General features: G+C 68.1%; 22 protein-coding genes. 8 read left to right on the top strand and 14 right to left on the bottom strand.

Going from position 1 to position 22,800, the window contains the following annotated elements; translation table 11 throughout:
• The first annotated feature begins 3 nt into the window (after positions 1-3).
• Complete coding sequence (locus I1A62_RS20065) at positions 4-912, top strand: ABC transporter substrate-binding protein (protein WP_219459542.1); 909 nt, start codon at positions 4-6, stop codon at positions 910-912.
• Between the two features lie 12 nt (positions 913-924).
• Here I1A62_RS20065 and I1A62_RS20070 read toward each other — a convergent pair whose 3' ends face one another.
• On the bottom strand, positions 925-2,064 hold the full coding sequence (locus tag I1A62_RS20070; protein WP_219459543.1) for a serine hydrolase domain-containing protein: 1,140 nt from the start codon (positions 2,062-2,064) through the stop codon (positions 925-927).
• Between the two features lie 117 nt (positions 2,065-2,181).
• On the bottom strand, positions 2,182-3,960 hold the full coding sequence (locus tag I1A62_RS20075; RefSeq protein ID WP_219461283.1) for a CocE/NonD family hydrolase: 1,779 nt from the start codon (positions 3,958-3,960) through the stop codon (positions 2,182-2,184).
• A 161-nt stretch (positions 3,961-4,121) separates the two neighbouring features.
• Between I1A62_RS20075 and I1A62_RS20080 the strand changes: the two genes are divergently transcribed.
• Entirely contained in the window at positions 4,122-4,796 is a 675-nt protein-coding gene (locus I1A62_RS20080; protein WP_219461286.1) for a GntR family transcriptional regulator, read from the top strand.
• A 56-nt stretch (positions 4,797-4,852) separates the two neighbouring features.
• Here the strand turns inward: I1A62_RS20080 and I1A62_RS20085 are convergent, their stop codons facing one another.
• The 4 genes from I1A62_RS20085 to I1A62_RS20100 all read right to left on the bottom strand — a co-directional run bounded on the left by I1A62_RS20085 (position 4,853) and on the right by I1A62_RS20100 (position 10,437).
• Positions 4,853-5,323 (bottom strand): hypothetical protein, encoded by a 471-nt coding sequence (locus I1A62_RS20085; RefSeq protein ID WP_219459544.1) that lies wholly within the window; start codon positions 5,321-5,323, stop codon positions 4,853-4,855.
• Between the two features lie 5 nt (positions 5,324-5,328).
• On the bottom strand, positions 5,329-7,275 hold the full coding sequence (locus I1A62_RS20090) for a primary-amine oxidase (RefSeq protein ID WP_219459545.1): 1,947 nt from the start codon (positions 7,273-7,275) through the stop codon (positions 5,329-5,331).
• On the bottom strand, positions 7,272-8,762 hold the full coding sequence (locus I1A62_RS20095) for an APC family permease (protein ID WP_219459546.1): 1,491 nt from the start codon (positions 8,760-8,762) through the stop codon (positions 7,272-7,274). The genes I1A62_RS20090 and I1A62_RS20095 overlap by 4 nt, the downstream gene beginning before the upstream one ends.
• Positions 8,763-8,931: 169 nt before the next feature.
• Positions 8,932-10,437 carry an aldehyde dehydrogenase family protein gene (locus I1A62_RS20100; protein WP_219459547.1) on the bottom strand — a complete coding sequence of 502 codons (1,506 nt, stop codon included), beginning with the start codon at positions 10,435-10,437 and terminating at the stop codon, positions 8,932-8,934.
• A gap of 419 nt (positions 10,438-10,856) precedes the next feature.
• Between I1A62_RS20100 and I1A62_RS20105 the strand changes: the two genes are divergently transcribed.
• Both I1A62_RS20105 and I1A62_RS20110 read left to right on the top strand, forming a co-directional pair.
• On the top strand, positions 10,857-12,311 hold the full coding sequence (locus tag I1A62_RS20105) for an APC family permease (RefSeq protein ID WP_219459548.1): 1,455 nt from the start codon (positions 10,857-10,859) through the stop codon (positions 12,309-12,311).
• Positions 12,308-13,063: an IclR family transcriptional regulator gene (locus I1A62_RS20110; protein ID WP_219459549.1), complete on the top strand. Its 756-nt coding sequence runs from the start codon at positions 12,308-12,310 to the stop codon at positions 13,061-13,063. Before I1A62_RS20105 ends, I1A62_RS20110 begins: the two co-directional genes overlap by 4 nt.
• Positions 13,064-13,164: 101 nt before the next feature.
• On the opposite strand, the gene I1A62_RS20115 is transcribed toward I1A62_RS20110, so the two are convergent.
• A complete protein-coding gene (locus tag I1A62_RS20115) occupies positions 13,165-13,980 on the bottom strand; it encodes an IS5 family transposase (protein WP_219461289.1) in 816 nt (271 codons plus the stop codon).
• Positions 13,981-14,139: 159 nt separating this feature from the next.
• Positions 14,140-15,000, bottom strand: a complete 861-nt coding sequence (locus I1A62_RS20120) for an SDR family oxidoreductase (protein WP_219459550.1) — start codon at positions 14,998-15,000, stop codon at positions 14,140-14,142.
• A gap of 153 nt (positions 15,001-15,153) precedes the next feature.
• Between I1A62_RS20120 and I1A62_RS20125 the strand changes: the two genes are divergently transcribed.
• Both I1A62_RS20125 and I1A62_RS20130 read left to right on the top strand, forming a co-directional pair.
• On the top strand, positions 15,154-16,011 hold the full coding sequence (locus tag I1A62_RS20125; RefSeq protein ID WP_219461293.1) for an SGNH/GDSL hydrolase family protein: 858 nt from the start codon (positions 15,154-15,156) through the stop codon (positions 16,009-16,011).
• A 200-nt stretch (positions 16,012-16,211) separates the two neighbouring features.
• Positions 16,212-16,517: a WhiB family transcriptional regulator gene (locus I1A62_RS20130; RefSeq protein ID WP_219459551.1), complete on the top strand. Its 306-nt coding sequence runs from the start codon at positions 16,212-16,214 to the stop codon at positions 16,515-16,517.
• A gap of 58 nt (positions 16,518-16,575) precedes the next feature.
• Here the strand turns inward: I1A62_RS20130 and I1A62_RS20135 are convergent, their stop codons facing one another.
• Positions 16,576-16,860, bottom strand: a complete 285-nt coding sequence (locus I1A62_RS20135; protein ID WP_124391607.1) for a hypothetical protein — start codon at positions 16,858-16,860, stop codon at positions 16,576-16,578.
• A 289-nt stretch (positions 16,861-17,149) separates the two neighbouring features.
• Here I1A62_RS20135 and I1A62_RS20140 point away from each other — a divergent pair, with 289 nt between their 5' ends.
• A complete protein-coding gene (locus I1A62_RS20140) occupies positions 17,150-17,827 on the top strand; it encodes a response regulator transcription factor (RefSeq protein ID WP_124391608.1) in 678 nt (225 codons plus the stop codon).
• Here I1A62_RS20140 and I1A62_RS20145 read toward each other — a convergent pair.
• Complete coding sequence (locus tag I1A62_RS20145; RefSeq protein ID WP_124391609.1) at positions 17,805-18,224, bottom strand: response regulator transcription factor; 420 nt, start codon at positions 18,222-18,224, stop codon at positions 17,805-17,807. The genes I1A62_RS20140 and I1A62_RS20145 overlap by 23 nt on opposite strands.
• A gap of 54 nt (positions 18,225-18,278) precedes the next feature.
• Positions 18,279-19,820, bottom strand: a complete 1,542-nt coding sequence (locus I1A62_RS20150; protein ID WP_219459552.1) for a DUF4118 domain-containing protein — start codon at positions 19,818-19,820, stop codon at positions 18,279-18,281.
• 256 nt (positions 19,821-20,076) lie between these two features.
• On the opposite strand from I1A62_RS20150, the gene I1A62_RS20155 reads away from it, so the two are divergent.
• Positions 20,077-20,310 carry a hypothetical protein gene (locus tag I1A62_RS20155; RefSeq protein WP_124391611.1) on the top strand — a complete coding sequence of 78 codons (234 nt, stop codon included), beginning with the start codon at positions 20,077-20,079 and terminating at the stop codon, positions 20,308-20,310.
• Here the strand turns inward: I1A62_RS20155 and I1A62_RS20160 are convergent.
• The 3 genes from I1A62_RS20160 to I1A62_RS20170 form a co-directional block, all read right to left on the bottom strand.
• Positions 20,307-20,906: a hypothetical protein gene (locus I1A62_RS20160; protein WP_219459553.1), complete on the bottom strand. Its 600-nt coding sequence runs from the start codon at positions 20,904-20,906 to the stop codon at positions 20,307-20,309. The genes I1A62_RS20155 and I1A62_RS20160 overlap by 4 nt on opposite strands.
• Entirely contained in the window at positions 20,903-21,565 is a 663-nt protein-coding gene (locus I1A62_RS20165; protein ID WP_206009314.1) for a TetR/AcrR family transcriptional regulator, read from the bottom strand. Before I1A62_RS20165 ends, I1A62_RS20160 begins: the two co-directional genes overlap by 4 nt.
• Positions 21,566-21,654: 89 nt before the next feature.
• Positions 21,655-22,797: an acyl-CoA dehydrogenase family protein gene (locus I1A62_RS20170; RefSeq protein ID WP_219459554.1), complete on the bottom strand. Its 1,143-nt coding sequence runs from the start codon at positions 22,795-22,797 to the stop codon at positions 21,655-21,657.
• Positions 22,798-22,800: the final 3 nt, after the last annotated feature.

Below are 22,800 nucleotides of genomic sequence, written 5' to 3' on the forward strand. Positions count from 1 at the left end.
ACCATGAAGAAGGCACTGATCGTCGCGCTGGCAGGCGCCACCCTGATGTCGTTGACGGCCTGCGGGATCGGCAAGGATCCCCTCGCGGCCGACGGCGGCGGGAGCAGCGACGGCGCCATCGTCGTCGGTTCCGCGGACTTCCCCGAAAGCCAGCTGATCGCCACCATCTACGCGGAGGCGTTGCGTGCGAACGGCATCGATGTGACGGAGAAGCTGAACATCGGGAGCCGGGAGGTGTACGTCCCGGCCATCCGGGACGGGTCCATCGACCTGCTGCCCGAGTACTCGGGTGCGTTGCTCCAGTATCTCGACAGCGCGACCACCGCGACGGCGTCGGACGAGGTGACCGAGCAGATCAAGGCGAAACTCCCCGCCGGGCTCATCGCGCTGGAACCGTCGCCTGCCGAGGACAAGGACGTTCTCGCGGTGCGGCAGGAGACCGCGGACGAGTACTCGCTCGAGACGATCGAGGACCTCGTGCCCCACGCCGGCGACCTGACCCTCGGCGGCCCGCCCGAATGGAAGACCCGCGAGAACGGCGTCGCCGGCCTGAAGGACAGGTACGGGCTGACGTTCAAGGAGTTCCTGGCGCTGGACGCCGGCGGGCCCCTCACGCTCAACGCCCTGCTCAGCGGTCAGATCGAGGTCGCGGACGTGTTCAGCACCGACCCGGCGATGCGCTCGGAGAACCTCGTGGCCCTCGAGGACACCAAACACCTGTTCCTGGCGGAGAACATCACCCCGATCATCAACGAGAAGAAGGCCGGCGACGACGTCCGCGCCGTGCTGGCGGACGTGTCGGCGGCGTTGACGACCGAGGATCTCATCGCGATGAACGAGCGGGTGGCCGACCTCGAGGACATGGGCGACATCGCCCGGGAGTGGCTGCAGGACAAGGGGCTGGCGTCCTGATCCTCCCCCGCGTCAGCCCAGTGCGTCGAACGTCGCCGTCGCGTACTGGGCGGTGCGGTCGGACCCGAGCAGTCCCGGACCCATCTTGTTCATCACATAGGTCATGGTCATCCGGCGTTCGGTGTCGACGACGACCTGCGAACCGCCCCAGCCACCCCAGAAGCAGATCCGCCCTTCGGGGACGAACGGCACCGACACGGGTGTCGGCAATCCGTAGCCGACGCCGAACCGGATCGGCTGCCCCAGCGCCAGATCCACGCCGTTCGACTGCTCCTCGAAGATCAGGGAGATGGTGTCCGGCGACAGCAGGCGGACGCCGTCGAGTTCGCCACCGCAGGCCACCACGGACTGGATCCGGGCGAGTGACCGGGCGTTGCCCTGACCGCCGGCCGCGCCGTTCTCGGCCCTGCGCCACGCGTCGGACCAGGACGCGGAGGCGTCCGGCCCGGGCCCGGTGAACGTCCTGACGATGACGCTGGCGGGGTCGAGGGACGCCAGGTCGATCGGCAACGGCGGCGGCGGGACCACGTTCGACACCCGGCCGAACTCCGACGGGTCCAGTCCGATGTGGAAGTCTGCCGCCAGCGGTCCGGCGATCTCCTCGGCCACGAAACGCCCCAGGGTGCGTCCGTCGACCCGTCGGACCACCTCGCCGATCAGGTGACCGTAGTTCAGCGCGTGGTATCCGGACGCCGTGCCCGGCTCCCACCACGGAGCCTGGGCGGCAAGTCGTTTCGTCGACTCGACGAGGTCGAATGTGTCCTCGACCGTGATCGGCTGATCCCACCCCGACACCCCCGAGGTGTGCGAGAGGAGATGCCGGACCTCGACGCGCTCCTTGCCGGCGGCCGCGAACTCGGGCCAGTACTTCGCGACGGGCGCGTACACGTCCAGCAGACCGCGGTCGACGAGCATCAGCGCGGCGAGAGCGGTCACCGTCTTGGTGCACGACCACACGTTGGTGAGGGTGTCGCGCCCCCATTCGGTGGCGCGATCGGCATCGGACCATCCGCCCCACATGTCGACCACCGGCTGTCCGTCGAGGGTCACGACGATCGACGCGCCGAGCTCCTCACCGGACTCGAGATTGTCCTTCAGTGCGTCCTGCAACGCCGCGAAGCGCTGGTCGCACACTCCTCCGAGCTCGGTCACCTGCGGTTCCTCTCCACCGGCCGACACAATATTGATATTGACATCGGATTCAATTGAGGTCCCCAGTCTGATCCCGGAACGGTGTGATGTCAATCACTTGCCGCTCGGGGCTCGTCCTCAGCCGGTCACCGGCAGCACCAGTGCCTGCCCCGGGTCGCCCGCGGCGATGGTGACCTGATGCGGCACCAGCCCGCCGCGGAAGCTCGGATCGCCGCCGGCCAGTACGAGCCGAACGCGGTGCCCCTCGCCGAATCGATGGACGATCGCCGGCATCACGACCCGGACGGGCTCGCCGGGTGCCACCATCCGCACCGGCGCGACCTGCCCGTTGATCAGCGTTTCGGTGCCGTCGGGGGCCACGTCGTACAGCTTGGTGAAGACCACCACCGAGTCCTCGACACCGGTGACCGCGGGTGCGGCGGTGACGCGGACGTCGAGCAGGGGCGCTCCGACCACGTCCAGCGGGGCATCGAGGATCCCCGACGACCACTCGGCCTCGGTTCCGGGCTGGACACTCTGCGGGACCGGGGCGTTCGGCCTCGTGTCCGGCGCCTCGCGGTCGGTGGGAAGTCCGCCGGGCAGCGTGTTGAGCGTCTGGGCGCCGGGCACGATGCGGTCGCGGCGGGCGGTCAGTGCGCCGTCACCGGAGAGGTAGAGCGAAAAGCCCTGGCCCACGGAGACGTCCGAGGATTCGGCGTACGCGGGTGCGGCGTTGCCGGTGTAGTCGACCCAGTCGCGGAAGTAGCTGAACACCGGCCCGGTGTCGGCCCCGCTGTCCCGCAGGTAGTGGTCGAACCAGTCGATGATCCGGCCCGTCTCGTACTGGGTGTCGGGGTTGGGGTCCTTCAGGTTGATCTCGCCCTCGGCGGGAGTGAGGTTGGAATGCCCCCAGCTGTGCCAGATCATCTTCACGTCGTTGCCCTGCGCCTGCAGCGTCTCGAAGGTGGCCTTCGATTCGTTGAGGTCGAACAGCGTGTCCTGCTGGCCCTGCATCAACAGCACCGGAATCTTCACGCGGTCGGCGTACGACACCACGGAGGACTGCCGCAGGAAGTCGACGGACGCCGGGTCCGGGAAACCCTGCACCGCGGACTGCGCCAGTGCGGGGCACGCCGGGTCCGCGAAGTTGGGGCATCCCAAGGCCCGCACCGGATCCTGCGCGTAGCCCTCCGCCCGGGGGTTGGTGGCGCCGACGGCCCCGAACGTCAGCGACCACACCACCTTCGACGCACCGGGAATCGACGTGCTGACCCCGGACGTCTGGCCGATGGTGTTGGGCGCGAGCGAGTAGCTGAGGTCGTTCCAGGTGATCATCGGGATGATCGTGTCGATCCGTGGGTCCACCGACGCCGCGGCGAACTGCACTGCCCCGCCGTAGGAGCCGCCGATCATTCCGACCCGCGGATCGTTCGCCTCGGCCGTGCCGTGGTGAGCTGTCGCGTCCTGCACCACGTAGTCGAGGCCCGGAACGGGAACGGTGTGCGCGGGATCGACGAACGCCATCCCGTCGCGGCCGCCGAGGAAGCTCACCAGTTCACTCGCCGCAACTCCGTCGTACTCGGGGTTGTCCATGTGGATCTTGCAGCCCGAACCGCCGAACCCCAGCCCGGAATAGGCGAGCACCGCGTAACCCCGCGAGGCGAGGAACGAGCCGATACCGGCCTGGTCGTTCTTGGAACCGCCGAAGCCGTTGGTGGTGAGGACGGCGGGGACGCGATTCGACGCCGACGCCGCATCCGGTTTGTACACGTCGCCGATCACGTCGCACGGCACGTCGCGGTTCGGTCCGACGAAGACCTGGAAATGGAGCGTCGTCTTCGTGAACCCGCCCGTGTCGGCGGTCGCCGGAGCGGCCGCCGCGATCGGTGTCAAGACAGCGGCCGCGGCCACCGCCATCGTCAGCGTCGATCTGCCCACCCTGCTATTCACAGCCCACCCGCCATCCGTCACACAGTCCGGAGAACCTCCGAAGAGCGTAAACGCTCTGGACCGGGCGAGACGGCAATTCCCGGACGGCAGTACCGATCGGCCGTGCCGTTTATATTTGAGTCGTGCCAATATCCAAGCGCGCCGAAACATCACTGCTGACCGACCAGGTCTACGACATGATCCACGAGTCGATCATGAACGGTGATCTGCCTGCCGGTGCCCGCCTCCGGGTGCGGGATCTCGCCGAGCAGGTGGGAACGAGCGTGATGCCGGTGCGCGAGGCGATCCGCCGGCTCGAGGAAGCCGGATTGGCCGAGCGATCACCGCACAAGGGGGCGGTGGTCAAGGGCCTGACCCTCGCCGAGTTGGTGCACGTCTACGACGTCCGCCGGCTGCTCGAGGTGGAGGCCGCCCGGCTGGGCGCCCAGCGGATCAGCGCCGAGGACAGCGCCCGGATGCAGGACGAGTTCGCGCTCATGCGCACCGCCCTCGACGAGCGGCGGGTGGTGGCCTATCTCGACCACGACGAGGCGCTGCTGACGATCCTGTACGAGGCCGCCGAGAATCCCGTGCTGGTCGACACGATCCGCACGCTGTGGCAGCGCTGCCGGGCCTACAAGATCGTCGGTGCCGAGGGCACCGTCGACACGACCGAGGACGACTCGCTGTGGATGTACCAGCAGCGTCTCGTCGAGGCCGCCCGGGAACACGACGACGCCGCGGCCGCCGCGGTCAACAACGATTCGCTCCTGGACGCGACCGCGCGGATCAAGGCCCAACTCGCGCAGCAGGACGTGAGCTAGAGCCCGGCGCACCCCCCCAGGTGAGTGGCAAAGCGTGCCGGGGGACGCTTTGCCACTCACGTGGGGGGTTGGTCGAGCCGGCTGCGGTAGAAGAGCACCGTCACGGCGACCACCGCTTCGAGCGCGGCCGTCGCGAGGGCCGCCGCCATCGGAGCCGACAGCGACTGCCCCATCGGCGCCGAGGCCGCCGCATGCATCGTGTGCCCGTGGTGGCCGCCGCCCGAACCGGGACTCATCACGGTGAGGTGCAGCGCGATCATCCCGACGTTCATCAGCGCGACCAGCCCCCAGTCTCGCTGCGAACCCCGCGTCCACAGGTGCCCCGCGCAGTACAGACATCCGAGGATCATCGCGACGGTCACCAGCCCGACCATCGGCGAGGCCGCCGCATGCTCACCGAGCGTCGCCGCGTGGAGCCCTGCCGTGGCGATCGCGAGGGCCGCGGCCGCCCGCCGCCACCAGTGGCTGGTGCGGCGGGCGGCCGTGGAGAAGGCCGTAGAAAAGGCCGTCGAGAAGACGGTGGTCACGACGTCTAGCCTTCGCAGCAGTGCTTCGCGGTGCTCGCCGGCAGGTCGAGCGCGGGATTGCGGTCGAAGAACCCGACGGGCTTGAGCTTGAACCCGGCGTAGTCGACGGGCATGACCGGCCAGTCCTCGGGCCGGGGGAAGTGCGTCAGCCCGAACGTGTGCCACAGCACCAGGTCTTCGCCGTCGATGTCCCGGTTGCCCGCCACGAACGAGGGCAGACCGGCCTGGCCCGGGTGCTGGTTGACGAAGTCGCCTGCGGGATAGCGCTCGGACTCGTCGTATTGCGTGACCCACAGGTGTTTGGTCGCGAACGCGGCGCGGGCGGCGATCGAACTCGACGGGTCGGCCAGGAGCACCGGCTGTCCTTCGGGGTGCAGCGCATACCCGACGTCCTGACCCAGGCGGTTCTGCTTGGTGGGATTGGTGATGTGCCAGACCCTGGCCTTGAGGTTGTCGGCGGTGCGCTGCCCCTCGGATTCGGTGGTCAGCTTCGTCTTCTGGCAGCGGAAGGCATTGCCCCACGGGTTCTCCGGTCCCATCGGGACGGGCACGGCATCCACCTCCTCGACCGTGTTCACGTTACCGTCGACGGCCATGTCGAGTCGAGCGGAGAAGAGGTGCTGGTGGAACGGGGCGCCGAGCCCGGGTGCCATCTGGGTGGAGAATCCGTCCGCGCCGCGGTACGCGGACGTGAAGACGATTCCAGTGGCCTTCGCCTCGAGTTCGATGGTGCCGTCCAGGTAGAGGTACCAGTAGAACCCGTAGTCGTAATTGCCGATGGTGAGGAAGAACGAGATGACCAGGCGGCGCGAGCGGCGGGTCTCGGTCATGCCGTTGAACATGTCGGTGTGCTTCCACAGGACGCCGTAGTCCTCCTCGTGGAGGCAGATCGCGTTCTTCATCACCCGCGGGTCGCCGGTCTCGTCGGCGATGGTGACGTCGAAGTACTGGATCTCACCGAGGCAGTCGCAGCCGAGTTCGAGCGAGTTGGTGTACCGGCCGAACAGGTACTCACCCTGGTCGAAGTAGTTCTGCCAGTATCGGACCGGGGACGGATCGGCGTACGGGACCACCATCTCGGCGATCGACGCACGATAGATCACGGGGCGTTCGACTCCCCCGTCGTCGAACGAAAGCTGGTGCAACGTCAGCCCCTCACGCACGTCGAAGCCGAAGCGGAACTTCCAGTCGGCCCAGGTGATCTCGTTGCCGTCGACGGAGAAGCTGGCACCCTCGGGTTGCGTGATCTCGATCGGCTTGAGATCGGTGCGGGTGGGTGTCGCGTGCGGCTCGGCGTTCCATTCGCCACGCTCGGCGGGAACCGGCAGCTCGATCTCGTCGACCACCTTCACGACGCGACGCTCGGTGAGGTCGACGTAGGCCACCACCCCGTCGATGGGGTGCGCCCACGGCAGGTCCGCCTTGTCCTCCTGGTGGAACGCGAGGACGCGGACGATGCGGTGCCCGACCTCGTCCTCGTGGCCGAACACACCGGCCGACAGGGGAACCGCCCGGACCTTCGACGGTTCGATGTCGCGCTTCGCCATCGCGGCGAGCCAGTCGGCGCTGCCGAGCAGGAACGCTTCGATGTCCTCGAACTCCTCGTCGAGGATCGGGACGTGACCGTCGGTGGCGGAATCGACGGTGGCCCTGCTGATCACGCGGTTCTCCGTCACCGACACGACGAGGTCGGTGCCGATGCCGGTGGACCGGTCGAGCAGCAGGATCCGGGCGCGCCGCTCGATGGGGTCGCCGGGGGTGAACGCGAGGACCGTGGACTTGTGCGGCTCGGCGAGCGCGACGAACACGAAGCGCACGTTCTCGCCGATCAGTCCCTCGTCGGTGAGGAGTGCTTTCGCCGAGCGGATCTCGTCCGCGGACAGCGGGGTGAGCGGGTGATCCGGGGCGGCGGACCTCACGGTGGCCGGGGTCTCGGTGGTGGCGGTACTCATCGTGCGATCTCCTTGTCGATGATGGTGTCGTTCGTGTGGTGCTGCGGTAGTGCGGTGTTCTGTCGTGCGGCGTGGGGCCGGAGTACTGCGACTGCCGCTCCGCCGGCGAAGGTTCCGACGAGCAGGACCCCGATGACGGCGGCGAGTGTGCTGGACCCGCCGACGAGGAGGGGAAGGTTGGCGACGGTCATGATCAGGAGCCCGGCCAGGCCGACGAGTCCGAGCAGAGGTGCGATCACCGTGTTCCACAGCCGCCGGTCCACCCGGGTCCTGCCGAAGTAGACGAGGACGGCCACGGACGTCAGGGTCATCAGGGCGACGATGCCGACCGAGGACACCCCGGCGAACCAGGCGAACACCTCGGTCACCGGATCGAGTCCGGCGACGGCGGACGCGAGGATCAGGACGAGAGCGGACACCGTCTGCACGACCGACGCGACGTACGGCGACGCGTGCTTGTCGTGCGAGCGGCCGCAGCCTGCGGGCAGGGCCGCACTGTTCCCGAGCGAGAAGATGTACCGGGAGAGCACGTTGTGGAAGGACAGCAGCGCCGCGAACAGGCTCGTGATCAGGAAGATCTGGACGAGGTCGCCGGCGATCGCGCCGACGTAGCGGGTTGCGGTCTCGGTGATCATGCCTTCCGGGTTCTCGGTGGCGATGGCCACCGCGCCCTCGTCACCCCACGCGCTGACCATCGCCCAGCTCGACAGTGCGTAGAAGCCGCCGATGACCAGCAACGCCAGGTAGGTGGCGCGGGGAATGGTGCGGCCCGGGTCGCGGGCCTCGTCACGGAAGACGGCGGTGGCCTCGAATCCGATGTATCCGGCGATGGCGAAGATCAGGGCGATGCCGGGCGCCCCTGAGAAGAACTCGCCGGGGTGGAATGCCGCCGTCGAGAATCCCTCGTCACCGCCGCCGCGGAGGATGACCGAGGCGTCGATGACGAGGACGATGCCGACCTCGCAGACGAGCAGCACGCCGAGCACCTTGCCGGACAGGTCGATGTGCCGGTACCCGAGGATCGCGACGACGGCGGTCACGGCCAGGGCCCACACGTACCAGGGAAGTTCGGGACCGCCGTGCGCGGTGACGAAATCGTTGACGGCGGCCCCGATGTATCCGTAGACCGCGCCCTGGACGGCGGTGTACGACAGCAGCGCGAGAAACGCGGAGCCGAGACCGGCATGCCTGCCCAGGCCCTGCGTGATGTAGGTGTAGAACGCGCCGGCGCCGGGGAGGTGCTTGGCCATCGCGGTGAATCCGACGGCGAAGAACAGCAGCACCACCGTGCAGACGAGGTACGACGCCGGGTAGGCGGCGCCGTTGCCCGCCGAGATCCCCAGCGGGACGGTGCCGGCGATCACGGTCAACGGGGCCGCCGCTGCGACGACCATGAACACGATGGCACCGGGTCCGAGGGTGCCTGCCAGTCTGCGAGACGCGCCGTCGCTGACTGCACTCGGGTGCGGTGAGGCGTTGGTTGTCATGGCTTCCTTCGACTTTCACGAGGAGAGGGTCTGCGTGGATGCTCCGCGGTGAGCTCCGGAACGAGCATGCGGCTGCGGGTTGTCGGCGCGGTTGCCGAAGTGTCACGGTTCGTCGACGGCAAATGAGAACGCACGCAGGGCTGTTCTCATTCGCCTCCGGTCACGGTTTCTAGAGCGCGATGTTGACGGACTTGCTCTGGGTGTATTCGGCGATGGCGCCCTCGCCGAGTTCGCGTCCCCACCCGGACTGCTTGTAGCCGCCGAACGGCAGCGCCGTGTCGAACGCATTGTGGCAGTTCACCCACACGGTGCCCGCCTTGATCTCGGCGGCCACCTCGTGAGCGCGGGACACGTCCCGGGTCCACACGCTGGCGGCGAGGCCGTAGGGGGTGTCGTTCGCGGCTGCGCGGACGCCTTCCTCACGGTTGAACGGCACCGCGACGGCGACCGGTCCGAAGATCTCCTCCTGGTACACGCTGAAGTCGCGGTTCACGTCGACCAACAGGGTGGGCTCGACGTAGAAGCCGGTGTCGCCGTGCCGCTGCCCGCCGGAGAGTGCGCGGGCGCCGTCGGCGAGTCCGGCGTCGATGTATAAGGTGACCTTGCCCAACTGCTCCTGGGAGATCAGCGGGCCGATGTCGTTGGTGGGGTCGAGTCCGGGCCCGATCTTCTGGGACTTTGCGAAATCGGCTACCCCGGAGGTGAATTCGTCGAAGATCCGATCCTCGACGAGCAGACGAGTTCCGGCCGTGCAGGCCTGGCCGTGGTTGAACAGGAATCCGCTGGCCACGCCCGGGATCGCAGCCTCGAGGTCGGCGTCGGAGAAGATCACCTGCGGGCTCTTGCCGCCGAGTTCGAGGGATACCTTCTTCAGGTTCCCCGACGCGGCATTGACGATCTTCTTTCCGACCTCGGTCGAACCGGTGAAGGCGACCTTGTCGACGTCGTCGTGGCTCGACAGCGCCGCGCCGATGTCGCCGAAACCGGTGAGCACGTTGAACACGCCGTCGGGGACACCGGCCTCGGCGATCACCTCGGCGAGGAGCAGCGCGGTGAGCGGGGTCTGCTCCGCGGGCTTGAGGATCATGGTGTTCGCGCAGGTCAGCGCGGGCGCCACCTTGAACGCGGCCATCACCAGCGGGAAATTCCAGGGGATGATCTGCGCGCACACGCCGACCGGTTCGCGGGTGGTGAAGGCGTGGAAGCGGGCGCCGGGCGCCCACGGCACCGACACCGGGATGGTGCGGCCCTCGATCTTGGTGGCCCAGCCGGCGTAGTAGAAGAAGATCTCCGCCGCCCACGTCACGTCGACGGCCTTGGCCACCGCCACGGACTTGCCGTTGTCGATCGACTCGAGCTGCGCGAACTGATCCGCGCGGGCGAGGATTCCCTCGCCGATCTTCCAGAGGATCCGCTGACGTTCCGCGGGGGTGAGCGAGCGCCACGGCCCGGACTCGAACGCCCGCCGGGCCACCGCAACCGCCCGGTCCACGTCTTCGATGCCGGCGTGCGGCACTGTCGTGATCACCTGTCCGGTGGCGGGATCGACCGTCTCGAACGTCCTGCCCGACGCGGAGTCCACCCATCGGCCGTCGACGAACATGCGCTTCGGGGACGAAACGAAGTCGACGACCCGGGGGTCGAGTCCGGCTGGGGTGTGAACGACTGCAGTCATCATGTCCTCTTCGATGGAGTGAATGAATCAGTGAATGAATCCGGCTTCTGCAGAACACTTTTGGCGGGAGTTTTCGCCTCGTCGTGCTGCGGCCTGAACCCACGATAAACCCCGGATGTGTCGCCGGTCACTACTAAATCCGGATGGGAATCCGGTCCTGCGGCATTCTCATTCGACTTTTCCGGCCGCGGCGGCGGCGATTCTCATTCCGGCTTTCCGGGTCGGCGCAGCTGATCCGCCCTGCGCGCAGGCGCAGGCTCCGGAATCGGGACCGAATTCCCCGGCCATTCTCATTCGAGGTGACCGAAAATTAATTCCGATCGGCGCATCACGCTCGACTCCTGCGCTAGCGTGCAACTCATGCAGCCCGGCGTCGATCACGCGCGGGCAGGCGAGAAAGTGTGGAGAGCAGGTGCGTGGTGTCCGGTACACCCAGAATCAGAAGTAGATCACCGGTCGCCGGTCTCGAGCGCGCGCGCCTGAGTTTCGTCCAGGTGCTCGGGCAGTCCGTTTCCGCGGTCGCACCGTCGGCCGTGATGGTCACGCTGCCCGCTCTCGTCATCCCCGACGCCGGCCGGGCGACCATCGCGGTGTTCGTCGCCGCGGCGATTCTGATGACGGCGGTCGGCTACTGCGTCGGACAGTTCGCGACTCGGATGGTGGCCGTCAGCGGTCTCTACAGCTACATCGTGAAGGGTCTCGGGGCGGTGCCCGGTTTCGGCGGCGGCTGGTCGCTGCTCGTCGGCTACGCGGCCGCCGCCATGGCGAGCACGCTCGGCGCCGCGAGTTACCTCGCGGCGCTGCTCGGCCGAGTCGGGCTTCCGGCGGGGTCGACGCTCATCGCGGTCCTCGCGGCGATTGTCGGACTGCTCGCCCTGATGCTGATGATCCGGGGGGTGAAGTTGTCGGCGCGGATCATGCTCGCCATCGAGGTCTTCGCCATCGTCGCCGCCTCCGCCGCGCTCGTGGTCGCGTTCGTCCAATCCGTCCGGGAGGGCGCGACCCCGTCCGCGGGCGGCGCGAAATCGGGGTCCGCGGTCGGGTTCGCCGTACTGCTCGCGATCACGTCGTTCGTCGGTTTCGAGAGTGCGGGCACGGTGGCGCGGGAAGCCCGCAACCCGTTCGTCACCGTTCCGCGCGCCATCCGGTGGACCCCGATCGCCCTCGGCGTTCTGTATGTGTTCGCGGCCGCCCTGCAACTGCCGGAACCGGTGCGGCAGGGAGTCGACTCGCTGCCGATCGTCCTCACGTTGCCCGACCCGTCCGGCGCCGGTTCGTCCGCGCTGTCGATCGTGATGGAACTCGGCATCACCGCCTCCTGGTTCGCCTGCGTCCTCGGATCGACGACCGCGCTGTCGCGAACACTGTTCGCGATGGGCCGCGAGGGAGTCGTTCCGAGCGTCTTCGGCCGGGCACACCACCGGTTCCACACCCCGCACGTGGCGCTGGCGGTCGCGATGCCGGTGATCGTCGCCGTCCCCGTCCTCTACCTGTTCGTCAGCGGTTCGAGCCGCGACGTCCTGATCGGACTGCTCGCCCTGTCCGCCCACGGCTACGTCCTCGCGTACGTCCTGCTGTGCGTCGCGACGCCCGCGTTCCTCCGGCGGATCGGCGAACTGACCCGGCTCCCCGTGGTCATCGGCGCGCTGGCGGCGACGGCGATGGTGGCGCTGGTCGGGTGGGCGGCGTTCTCGCGGACGTACGTCGCGGGCGCGGCGACCGCCGTCTACGTGCTGCTGATGCTCCTCGGCGCCGCGGTGTTCGCGATCCGCGCCCGGCGATCCCCCGGAATCGGAGAACGGATGGGTGTGTACGACGAGGCCGTCGCCGACGACCTGCTGGGCCGCTACCGCCCGTGGGAGGTCCGCCGGTGAACGCCGACGACAGGGCGCTGTCGGGGCGGCAGCCGAAGGCCGTCACCAGCGCGCTGCGGGTGCTCGAGGAAGTGGCCCGCGCCGGTTCGGGTGTGACGGCGAAAGACATCGCGGCCCGCCTGTCGATGCCGTCGGCGACCACGTACCGGCTACTCAACATCCTCGTCGGCGAAGGCTACGTGGTGCGGCTCCCCGACCTGTCGGGGTTCGCGCTGGGCCAGAAGATCGGGGTCCTCGTCGACGCCGCCGTGGTGCCCACCGTCTGTGCGGCGGCGCGGGCGGTCCTCGCCGAGCTTCGACTGTCGGTGCGGTTCGGGGTCCACCTCTTCTACTACACCAACGTCGCCGTCCGCACCGCTGACGCCGACCCCGAATACCCGCCGCCGGAGGAGGAGTCGTTCCTCAACCAGCACCTGTACGCGTGTGCGGTCGGGAAGCTTCTCCTCGCGGAGAAGTCGGAACTCGAATCCGTGATTCCCCGTTGGGAGCCGCGGGCGCTGACGGCCCGCACGATCGTCGTGCGGAGTGAACTGCTCGCGAATCTGGACCTGATCCGGAGCCAGGGGTTCGCCACCCAACTCGCGGAGCTGCGGGATGCGTCGGCGTGCGTCGCCGTCCCCGTCCGGTCCGGAGCGGGGGCGCTCGTCGGCAGCCTGGCGTTGTCGGGGCACGTCGATCACGAACACCTCATGCTGCGCCACGTCCCGTCACTACGGGAGCACGCAGAACGGCTCGCCCCACTGATGGCCTGACGTCACCTGATACCGGCTCTTCGATCACGCCGCAGGTGAGTGGCAAGGAGTGCAGCGGCACTCTTTGCCACTCAGAGCGCGTCTGAAAACTCTGGTTCGTGTCACGCAGTGCGGGCGAGTCGGCGTGACATGGTCGCGATCATGGCGATGTAGACGACGGCTTCGTGGTGGTCGAGTCTGGTCTCGTAGTCGCGGACGCAGCGGCGATGTTTGCAGATCCAGGCGAAGGTCCGCTCGACCACCCACCGCCGGGGCAGAACCTTGAATCCTTTGACATCGTCGGTGCGTTTGACAACCTGAACCGTGAGGGACAGAACATGTTTCGCCCAATCGATTAGCCTGCCCGCATAGCCGCCGTCGGCCCAGACCAAAGAAATCGCCGAGCACTGGGCGCGCATCGCAGCCAGCAGCCGGACCGCGCCGTCCCGGTCCTGGATCCCGGCCATCGTCACCACGACCGCCAACAACAGCCCGCTCGAATCCACAGCGATGTGCCGTTTACGGCCGTTCGTCTTCTTCCCCGCATCGTATCCACGACTCGACCCGGGCACGGTGTCGGAACCCTGCACCGATTGGGAGTCGACGATCGCCGCGGACGGCAGCGGGTGGCGGCCGCCCTGGACCCGCACCCGATCGCGTAGCGCGTCGTGAATCCGCTGCCACACTCCTGCCCGGACCCAGCGGACGAAGATCGCGTACACCGTGGTCGCGGGCGGGAACTCCGTCGGCAACTGCCGCCAGGCGATCCCACCTCGAACGACATAGAAGATCGCATCAAGTACCAGACGGCGGCAGTGCTTTTCGGGACGACCACCACTGCCCGTGGTGTTGCCGGGTGGAGGCAGCAGTGGTTCAAGAATCGCCCATTGAGCGTCGGTCACCGAGGATGACGAGTAGACCGCGCACCGATGCCCGATCCCCGGATCCGGGGTAGGGCATGACGGACACAGTGCGATGAGCGATGATGGCAAGTGAACTCCTGGTCGGGTCGTGGCGTAAGCACCTACTGACCTACCAGGAGTTCACCCATTCCTCACCAGTCACACGCCGATCACCCCGAGTTTTCAGATGCGCTCTCACGTCGACTGCGACTGCCGGGCGAGGCGACGGTCGTACTCGGCCCGCCCGGCAGGGTCGACGGCGGTGAGCGCCCGCCGGTCGTCGACGAGCCGGCGGCCGAGGTCGAGGAGGCGCTCCGGGACCACGGCGTAGATCAGGTCCCACCCGGCGAGGTAGCGGGGCACCGCGGTCTCGGCGCGACGATGGTCGAGCGTCCGGACGATCGCGTCCGCCACATCCTCGGGGTCCACGGTCGGCATCCCACCGCCCAGCGGCACCCCCGACGACAGCCCGGTGCGGACCGCGCTGGGAAGAATCGTGCTCACGCTTACGCCGGCCAGAGCGAACTCGGCCCGGACGGCGGCGGACAGTCCGACGGCCCCGAACTTGCTGGCGTTGTAGACGGCCATCCCGGGCACGGGCAGTTTGCCGGCCATGGATGCGACGTTCACGATGTGGCCGCGCCCGCGCTCGACCATCCCGGGCAACACCGTGCGCATGCCGTGCAGCGGTCCCCACACGTTGACGTTCATCGTCATCCGGCTGGTCTCGCCGGATTCCTCCAGGAACCCGCCGAGCGGCATGACGCCGGCGTTGTTGACCAGCACGTCGATGCGGCCGCAGTCCGTCAGCACGTCGTCGACGAACTGCCGCCACGACTTTGCGGAAGCGACGTCCACCGTGTACGCGCGGGCGCCGATCGCCGCCGCGGCCTCGTCGGCAACCGCACGATCGAGGTCGCCGATGCATACGGTCGCACCCCTGGCCGCGAACAGTTCCGCTGTGGCGCGTCCGATGCCCCGCCCTCCCCCGGTCACGACGACGACCGCGCCGTCCAGATCGATCTCGGGGTAATTCCGTCCGCTGAAAATTCCCATGGTTTCGGAGACTATCAGTATCTGAGTTACGTCGGTAGCCCGAATTTCTTCGAGTCCGTCGAAGTCAGGCGATATCCGGCAGGCGGAAATAAGATGAGTGATGACGAAAAACCCGCCCGGCCTGCACCACCCGGTCGTCCTCGAAGTGTTCCCGTGAAGCCGGGCCTGCCCTCGATCCTCGCCGCGTGCGTGGTGGCGCTCGCGCTCCCGTGGTCGCATCCGGCCGTGGCCGACGCCGCGCCGGACTCCGCCGTCCGGTACGTCGCGTTGGGGGATTCGCGAGCCACCGGGTCGCCTCAGGATCTGCTGTCGATTCGGGACGGATGCTTCCGCACATCCGACGCGTACCCTCAGATCGTCGCCGACACCCTGAGTGCGGCATCGTACGTCAGCCGGGCCTGCGCGGGCGCAAAGACCGAGAACATCACGACAACACCGCAATTCACCGTGACCGGTCCGCAGCCACCGCAGATCGGGGCGCTCCGGCCGGACACGACGCTCGTCACCGTCAGCATCGGCGGAAACGACATCGCATGGTCGTCGCTGGTCGAGCCGTGTTACACGCCCGCCCCGGGATTCGACGCGAAATGTCGCTCCGACGCCACCACGGCCCGGCGCATGAACGACGCCCTCACCGTGCTCGGCCCGAAGGTGTCCGCGACCCTGGCCGCCATCGCCGCGAAGTCCCCCTCAGCAACCGTGCTCCTGGTGGGTCACGGCGGCATCTTCGGCGACCGCGGATGCTGGCCCTACGTCCCCACGAGCGACGCCGACGCCGCCTTCGTCGTGCAGTTCTTCGTGAGAATGAACGGCGTTCTCGCCGATGCGGCACGCGCGAACGGCGCCCGGTTCGTCGACGTGGCCGCCGCCGCGGTGGGGCACGATGCGTGCGCCGGGTCCGATCGGCGCTGGTTCGAGGGCCTCGCCCCCCGATCGTTCACGATGCCCCTGCACCCCACCCACGAAGGGCACGGAGCGATGGCCTCGCTCGTCGTCGCGGCCCTCCCCTGACCAGCGGGCATCGGCGGGCAGGCAGTGCTGGACGCCCGACCTGGTGGCACACCCGGGGCCCATCCGGTATATCCTTCAAACGGGTCGTACGGTTTGTTATCCGGCAACGGACGTAACCGATACCGACACTCACATAAAGAAAAACGATATCTGTTTCCCGGCACATGGATCGTCCACGGGCCGGGAACGGAAGGACCGCAGTGCTGTTGGCAGAAACGTCAGGAATACGGGCCCCCGTGGCCGCACCCCACCACGCGGAGTGGCGCGAGGTGGCCGCGTGCCGCGGAGTCGCATCGTCGGTGTTCTTCTCCCCCGACGGCGAACGCGGCCAAGCCCGGGCCCGCCGCGAGGCCAACGCCCGGCAGATCTGCGAAGAGTGCCCGGTGCTCGCCCAGTGCCGCGACCACGCCCTCACCGCGGACGAACCGTACGGAATCTGGGGAGGCATGACCGAGGCCGACCGCCGACGCCACGCCCGCCGAACCCGCTCCGGCGGACGCCGCTGACCGGCCACCGGCGAGTGGTCTTGAACGTGCATGTAGCCGAGTCGAATACGCCCGCGAGCTAGAACATGCCGTGGCCACCGAACCCACCGAAGTGTCCGAAACCGCCGAAGCCACCGAGGAACGGGCCGGACTCCACTCGTTCGGGACCGTAGGTCCCCGGCCAGCCCCAGGGGAAGCCCGACTGCGGCACGTCGGTGACGGGCCCCGCATCCGGCACGACCCGGGCGACGGGCGTACCGACGCTGTCGGTTGCTGTTGCCGCGGAAGCAGTTCCGGCGCCGAGGGCGATCAGGGGTGCGATTGCGGCTGCGGCGATGGCCGCGCGGATTGCGAGCTTGTTCATTGTTCTCACCTTTCGTTTTGTGGAGCTGTGATCGGGTTGATGATCGATCGACCATTGATGTAAATGTTCGTCCGAACACGGCCCGGAGTCGCCACAGCCAGCAGGTGGTTGCGGGTGCTACCAGCCGTAATCTCGGTCTTCCAGGTAGCTGCAATTCCATTGCCGGCCGTCGTGTGCACGACCGCGTTGTGGCGTGTCGGCGGGGTGCCGATGACGTACTCTCGAAATCGATCACTTCGACGGTGATCGGGCGCTTTCTCACGGACGACGGGGAAACTCGAGGTCGACGATGGCCGAATCCGACCCTCCGGCGAAGACCCGGATACGGGTGGTGCTGGCCGAGGACGACGTCCTGCTCCGCGAGGGTGTGGCGAGCCTGCTCACTCGCTCCGGCTTCGACGTCCTGGAGCAGACCGGCGACGCAACCACCCTCCTCGAACTGGTCCGCGAGAGAACGCCCGATCTGGTGGTGGTCGACATCCGGATGCCCCCGACCCACACCACCGAGGGCCTCGACGCCGCCCGGGAGATACGCGAAGAGTTCCCCGAGGTCGGCATCCTGGTGCTGTCGGCGCACGCCGATGTCGAGCACGCGATGGAACTACTGGCCAGCGGCCGGGGAATCGGCTATCTGCTCAAGAGCCGCATCACCGACGTCGATGACTTCATCGACACCCTGCAGCGCATCGCCGCGGGAGCGTCCGTCGTCGACCCGGCGCTGGTGCAGGAGTTGGTCTCCGCCCGTCGTCGCAACGACCCGCTCGCGGCGCTCAGTGCGCGGGAGCGGGAGGTTCTGGCCCTCATGGCGGAAGGACGGTCCAACGCCGGCATCGCCCGCCGACTGTGGGTCACCGAGGGAACCGTCGAGAAACATGTTCGCAGCATCCTGACGAAACTGAACCTCCCGGAGACCGGCGACGATCACCGACGGGTTCTCGCGGTCGTCACCTTTCTCGAGGCTCGCTGACCGGAGCCACGCGATCCCGGTCAGCACGGAGCAGATCCCGGACAGCGTCCGACGACAGCTCGGTCTTCGACACGAACCCCACCGCGGGGCTCCCGGAGATCAGGTCGGCCAGGTCCTGCTCGGCGTGTGTGGAAATCAGGATCACCGCCGCTGCGAACGACTCGTCGAGTCGCTGCGCGAGGTCGAATCCGCTCTCCGCGCCGAGTTCGACGTCGACCAGAATGACATCGGGCTGCAGTTCTGCGGCCGCCCGCACCGCGTCGGCGCTGTTCGACACCGTGCCGACCACGGGGATGCCCTGCTGCTCGAGCAGTCGCCGAGCAGTGTCCAGAAAACACCGGCTGTCGTCGACGAGCAGGCACCGTGGACGACCGTGCTGCGACACCATGCCCTCCATGGTCGACCCGATCCTCCCGGGTACGCATTCCCGCTAGCAGGAAAATCCCCTCGTTCATTCGCCGGCGACCGGGATCGTGATGTCCAGCGTGGTGCCGTGACCCGGCGGGCTCGTGATCCGCAGGTGGCCGCCGAGGGCCTCGACCCGGTCCTGCAATCCGAGGAGCCCGGAGCCCGCGGCGGACGAGGCACCACCGACGCCGTCGTCCCGGATCACGAGGTGGAGGATGCCGTCCTCCGTCCCCACGGACACGTGCACCTCGGAGGCTCGCGCGTGCTTGGCGGCGTTGGTGAGCGCCTCTGCGACCACATAGTAGGCGGCTACCTCGACCGATTCCGCGAAGCGGTCCTCGATTGCGACGTCGAGGGAGACGGGGACCGCCGAGCGACGCGCCAAAGTCCGCACCGCCGATCCCAGCCCGCCCTTCGACAGGATCGCCGGGTGGATCCCGTGTGAGAGTTCGCGCAGATCCTCCGACACCCCCTTCAGCCCCGACGCGATGGCCGAGAGCTGCTCCTTCACGTCCACCCATTCGGCAGGGACCGATGCCTCCGTCATCCGCACCTCGAGCCCCAGCGACACCAGTCGCTGCTGAGCCCCGTCGTGCAGATCGCGTTCCAGGCGACGCCGGGCCTCGTCGGAGGCCGCGACGATCCTCGCGCGTGAGGCGAGCAGTTCGGCACGGGTCACAGCATTCGCGATCGCGGTCGCGACGAGATCGGCGAAGTCACCGAGCCGCGCCTCGGTGTCCGGTGGCAGCGGCTCGGCGCGCCGCGATCCGACGATCGCCGCACCCCACACCCGGGAGTCCACGACGATCGGGACTCCCACGATCGATCCGAAGCCCCCCTCGCGAATGCGGGTCGCGACTTCCCCACCTACGTGCTCGTGGTTGTCGATTCGGCCGGCACGGCCGGTGCGGAGAACGATCGCCCCGACGTCGTCGCCCTCCATCGGGATCTTGTCCCCGGTGTCGGACATCCCGGTGATCCCCGGCTCGTATCGCACGGCGACCAACGTGCCCGTGCCGTCCCCGTCGTCGCGAAGGAGTACGGCGTTGACCACGTGCAGCCAGAGCGCGAGTTCGTCGGCGACAGCTGTGAACACTTCCGGTGGGCTCACCCCACGTGCCGCCAGTGTCGCCACTCGGCGCAATGCGGCCTGGTGTGCGGCGAGGATCCCGAGTTCGTCGCGGCTGGCCTCGGCCTCGCGCCGGCGCAGGACCGCCTCGGCGGTGCGCAACCTGGCCTGACCGGCCATCAGGTTGGCCACCAGCGCGACGGGCAGGAAGACCAGGATGGCCACCCAGTCGCCGGGTTTGGTCGGAAGCAGGGACCCCGCCACCTGGAGGTGGAAGTAGACGTAGACGACTGCGCTGACCAACGTCGTCATCACCGACAGCACGAATCCCCAGCGCGCCGAGACCACCAGGACTCCGAGCAGGAACACCGCACCGAAGGCGTTCTGCGGCGCAACCGTGTCGAGCTGATGCACCACAACGGTTTCCACGGTGATCACGGTGGCGGCGACCACGATGCCCAGCCACAGCGGAGGGGTGGTCGGGCGCACCAGGAGCGCTATCAGACGCGCAGGCATTTCCCGCGTGTCCGCATCGACAGCCCCGAACGGGGACGCGGCGTCGCGCCGCGACAGCGCTCCGATTGACCGCCGTGACCACTGTCGCGTCATCGTGCTTGCTCGGATCAGTCGTGGAGTTCTCGGACAGACCTCGATGTGCATCATATCGAGGTGACCCTCCCCGCCTCGACGGCTTGCTCCGGTCAGTCGGCTGACACCGGCCGATGTCGCTACGCTGGGCACAGGCCGATGCAGTAGACCTTGGGAGGACGCGGTGGTAGCCGTACAGATACAGGTGGGTGATCTGGTGCAGGCGTCCGGTCACGCCGGCCCCTGGCTGGTCATCGAGGTCAGCAAGGGCATGGCTTCGCTGCAGCATCCCGACGGACATCGACTGTCGGTCCGGACGACGACGCTGTCCGTGGTGCACAAGGCGACGAGCCCGGCGGGCGAAGTCCAACCGCCCGCCCGCGATCAGCCGGGAGAGGCGCCCACCCTCTTCGACTAGTCGTCGATCGTCGTGACGATCGATGTGACCGCCGGGGTCCGCGGGGTCGAGCCGAATCCGAACCGGACCGGCGGATCGACCGGTGTCAGGGCGCCGAGGTTCTCCCCGCACCAGGTGGCGGACATTCCGGCGAGCCGCCGCTGGTCGACCGCGCCGTAGAACTCGCGACGCCCGTTGCCCGCGGTGCCACGGGTGCGCACACCGCGGAGAACGACGCGGGCGATCGGGTCGCTGACCGCGCAGAACCACGGCGCGCTCGCGACGGTCCGCGGCACCAGGTTCAGCAGGTGTCCGAGCGGGGTGCGGGCCCCGACCTCGAACCGCACATGCAGGTCGCCTGCCCGGACCGTCCGACTGTCGCCGGACCGCGTGTAGTGGACGGGCGTGATCACCGTCCGGTCGAAGGTGTACGTCGCGGTGACGAAATCGCGGACGGCGTCCGACGGTGCGAGGAGCATGCGCAGGCCGTCGGCGTGTTCGACCATCACGTCGGTGAACTCCCCCAGCGGAGATCGGGACCAGCGGCCGATGACGATGCGGACACCCGACCCGGTGCCCAGGCCGGTGATCTCACCGTCGAAACGCCATCGGGTCATTCGGTCAGGTGCCGGTACGCTGCGGCGCTCCGATCCGACAGGACGGTGCGGAGAATGAATCGCGTTTGCGCCGTGATGTATTGGTCGACGGTGTACCGGGACGCGAAATGCCAGTGCTTGAGCGCCCACCCGTGCGCGAGCATCATCATGTCGAACGTCGTCAGGTCGACGTCGAGGTCGCCCGCGATCCCGGAGGCGATCGCGGCCTCGAGGGCGTCGTGGAGCGGCTTGGACGTCGCCACCTCGAGTTCCTTGATCCGCTCACGCCCGTCCTGGTCGAGGGTCCGGCTCTCCCGGTAGGTCAGCACGACGGCGTCCAGATTCTCGTCGACGATCTCGACGAACCGCCGGAACCCGGCGGCCAGCCGCTCGATGGGGTCGGTTCCCGCGGCGTCCATCGCGGGCTCGAGCTGATCGCGGAACGCGTCGAGGATGTCGACGATCGTGGCGAGGAGGATCTCCTCCTTGCCGCCGAAGTACTTGTAGATCAGCCCCACGCTCACCTGCGCCTCGTCGGCGAGCGCCTGCATGGACATCTGATGGAACCCGGTCCGCTGCATCACCGTCACGGCGGCGTCGAGCACCTGACGTCGACGCGAGCTGACGCGGACGGCGCGGACCGCCTCGTCGAGTGGAAGGGCGGACGTGTCCTTCGCCATGACAGATGACCTCTCCTTGGTGGCAGAACCTGCGGTGAATGGGTATTCACAGTATCCCGCGCGGGACCGGAACCGCAGTCCGGTCCGGGTCAGATACCGAGATCCTTCGCGACGATCGTCTTCATGATCTCGGTGGTGCCGCCGTAGATGGTCTGGATCCGCGCGTCCACGAACGCGCGCGCCACCGCATATTCGCGCATGTAGCCGTATCCGCCGTGGAGTTGCAGGCACCGGTCCGCGACGCGGACCTGCAGTTCGGTGGTCCACCACTTGAGCCGCGCCGCACGGGCCGCGGTCAGCTCTCCGCGGACGTGCTGGCGGATGCAGTCGTCGAGGTAGGTGCGGGCCAGGTCGAGTTCCGTGGCCAGTTCCGCGAGAACGAATTGGGTGTTCTGGAATCCGGCGATCGGCTGCCCGAAGGCGCTGCGCTCCTTCACGTACGCCAAGGTCTGCTCGAGGACTCCTTCGGCGGCCGCGACGGCGCCGACGGACAGGGACAGCCGCTCCTGCGGCAGGTTGTGGACGAGCTGATAGAAGCCCTGCCCCTCCTCCCCGAGCAGGTTGGCCACCGGAACGCGCATGTCGGTGAACGTCAGCTCGCTGGTGTCCTGAGCGTGCAGCCCGATCTTGTCCAGGTTGCGGCCACGGGAGAACCCGGGCGTGTCGGACTCGACGACGAGCAGCGACAGCCCCTTGTGCTTGTCCGGCGACGTGCGCACGGCGACGACGAAGAGCGTGCCGTTCTGGCCGTTGGAGATGAACGTCTTGCTGCCGTTCACCACGTAGTGGTCGCCGTCGCGCACCGCCGTGGTGCGGATGCCGGTGAGGTCGCTGCCGGTGCCGGGCTCGGTCATCGCGATGCCGAGAATCGTCTCCCCGGTCACGGTCCCGGGAAGCCACCGGGCCTTCTGTTCCTCGGTCGTCATGTCCGTCAGGTACGGCAGCACGACGTCGTTCTGCAGGGAGAACGCGATACCCGCGGCGGCGGCGCCCGCCCGGTTGACTTCGTCGACGACGATCGCGTTGTAGCGGAAGTCCTCGACGCCGGGACCTCCGTACGCCTCGGGGACCGGGAAGCCGAGCAGCCCCTGCTTACCCGCTTCGGTGAACAGTGCCGGGTCGAGGCAGCTTTCGCTCTCCCACTGCTCGTGCCGCGGGACGATCCGCTCGCGAACGAAGCTGCGGACGCTGTCCCGGAACTGCTGGTGCTCGGATTCGTATTCGATGGTCATGGT

Source organism: Rhodococcus sp. USK10, assembly GCF_019378875.1.
GTDB classification, from domain to species: Bacteria; Actinomycetota; Actinomycetes; order Mycobacteriales; family Mycobacteriaceae; genus Rhodococcus_F; species Rhodococcus_F pseudokoreensis.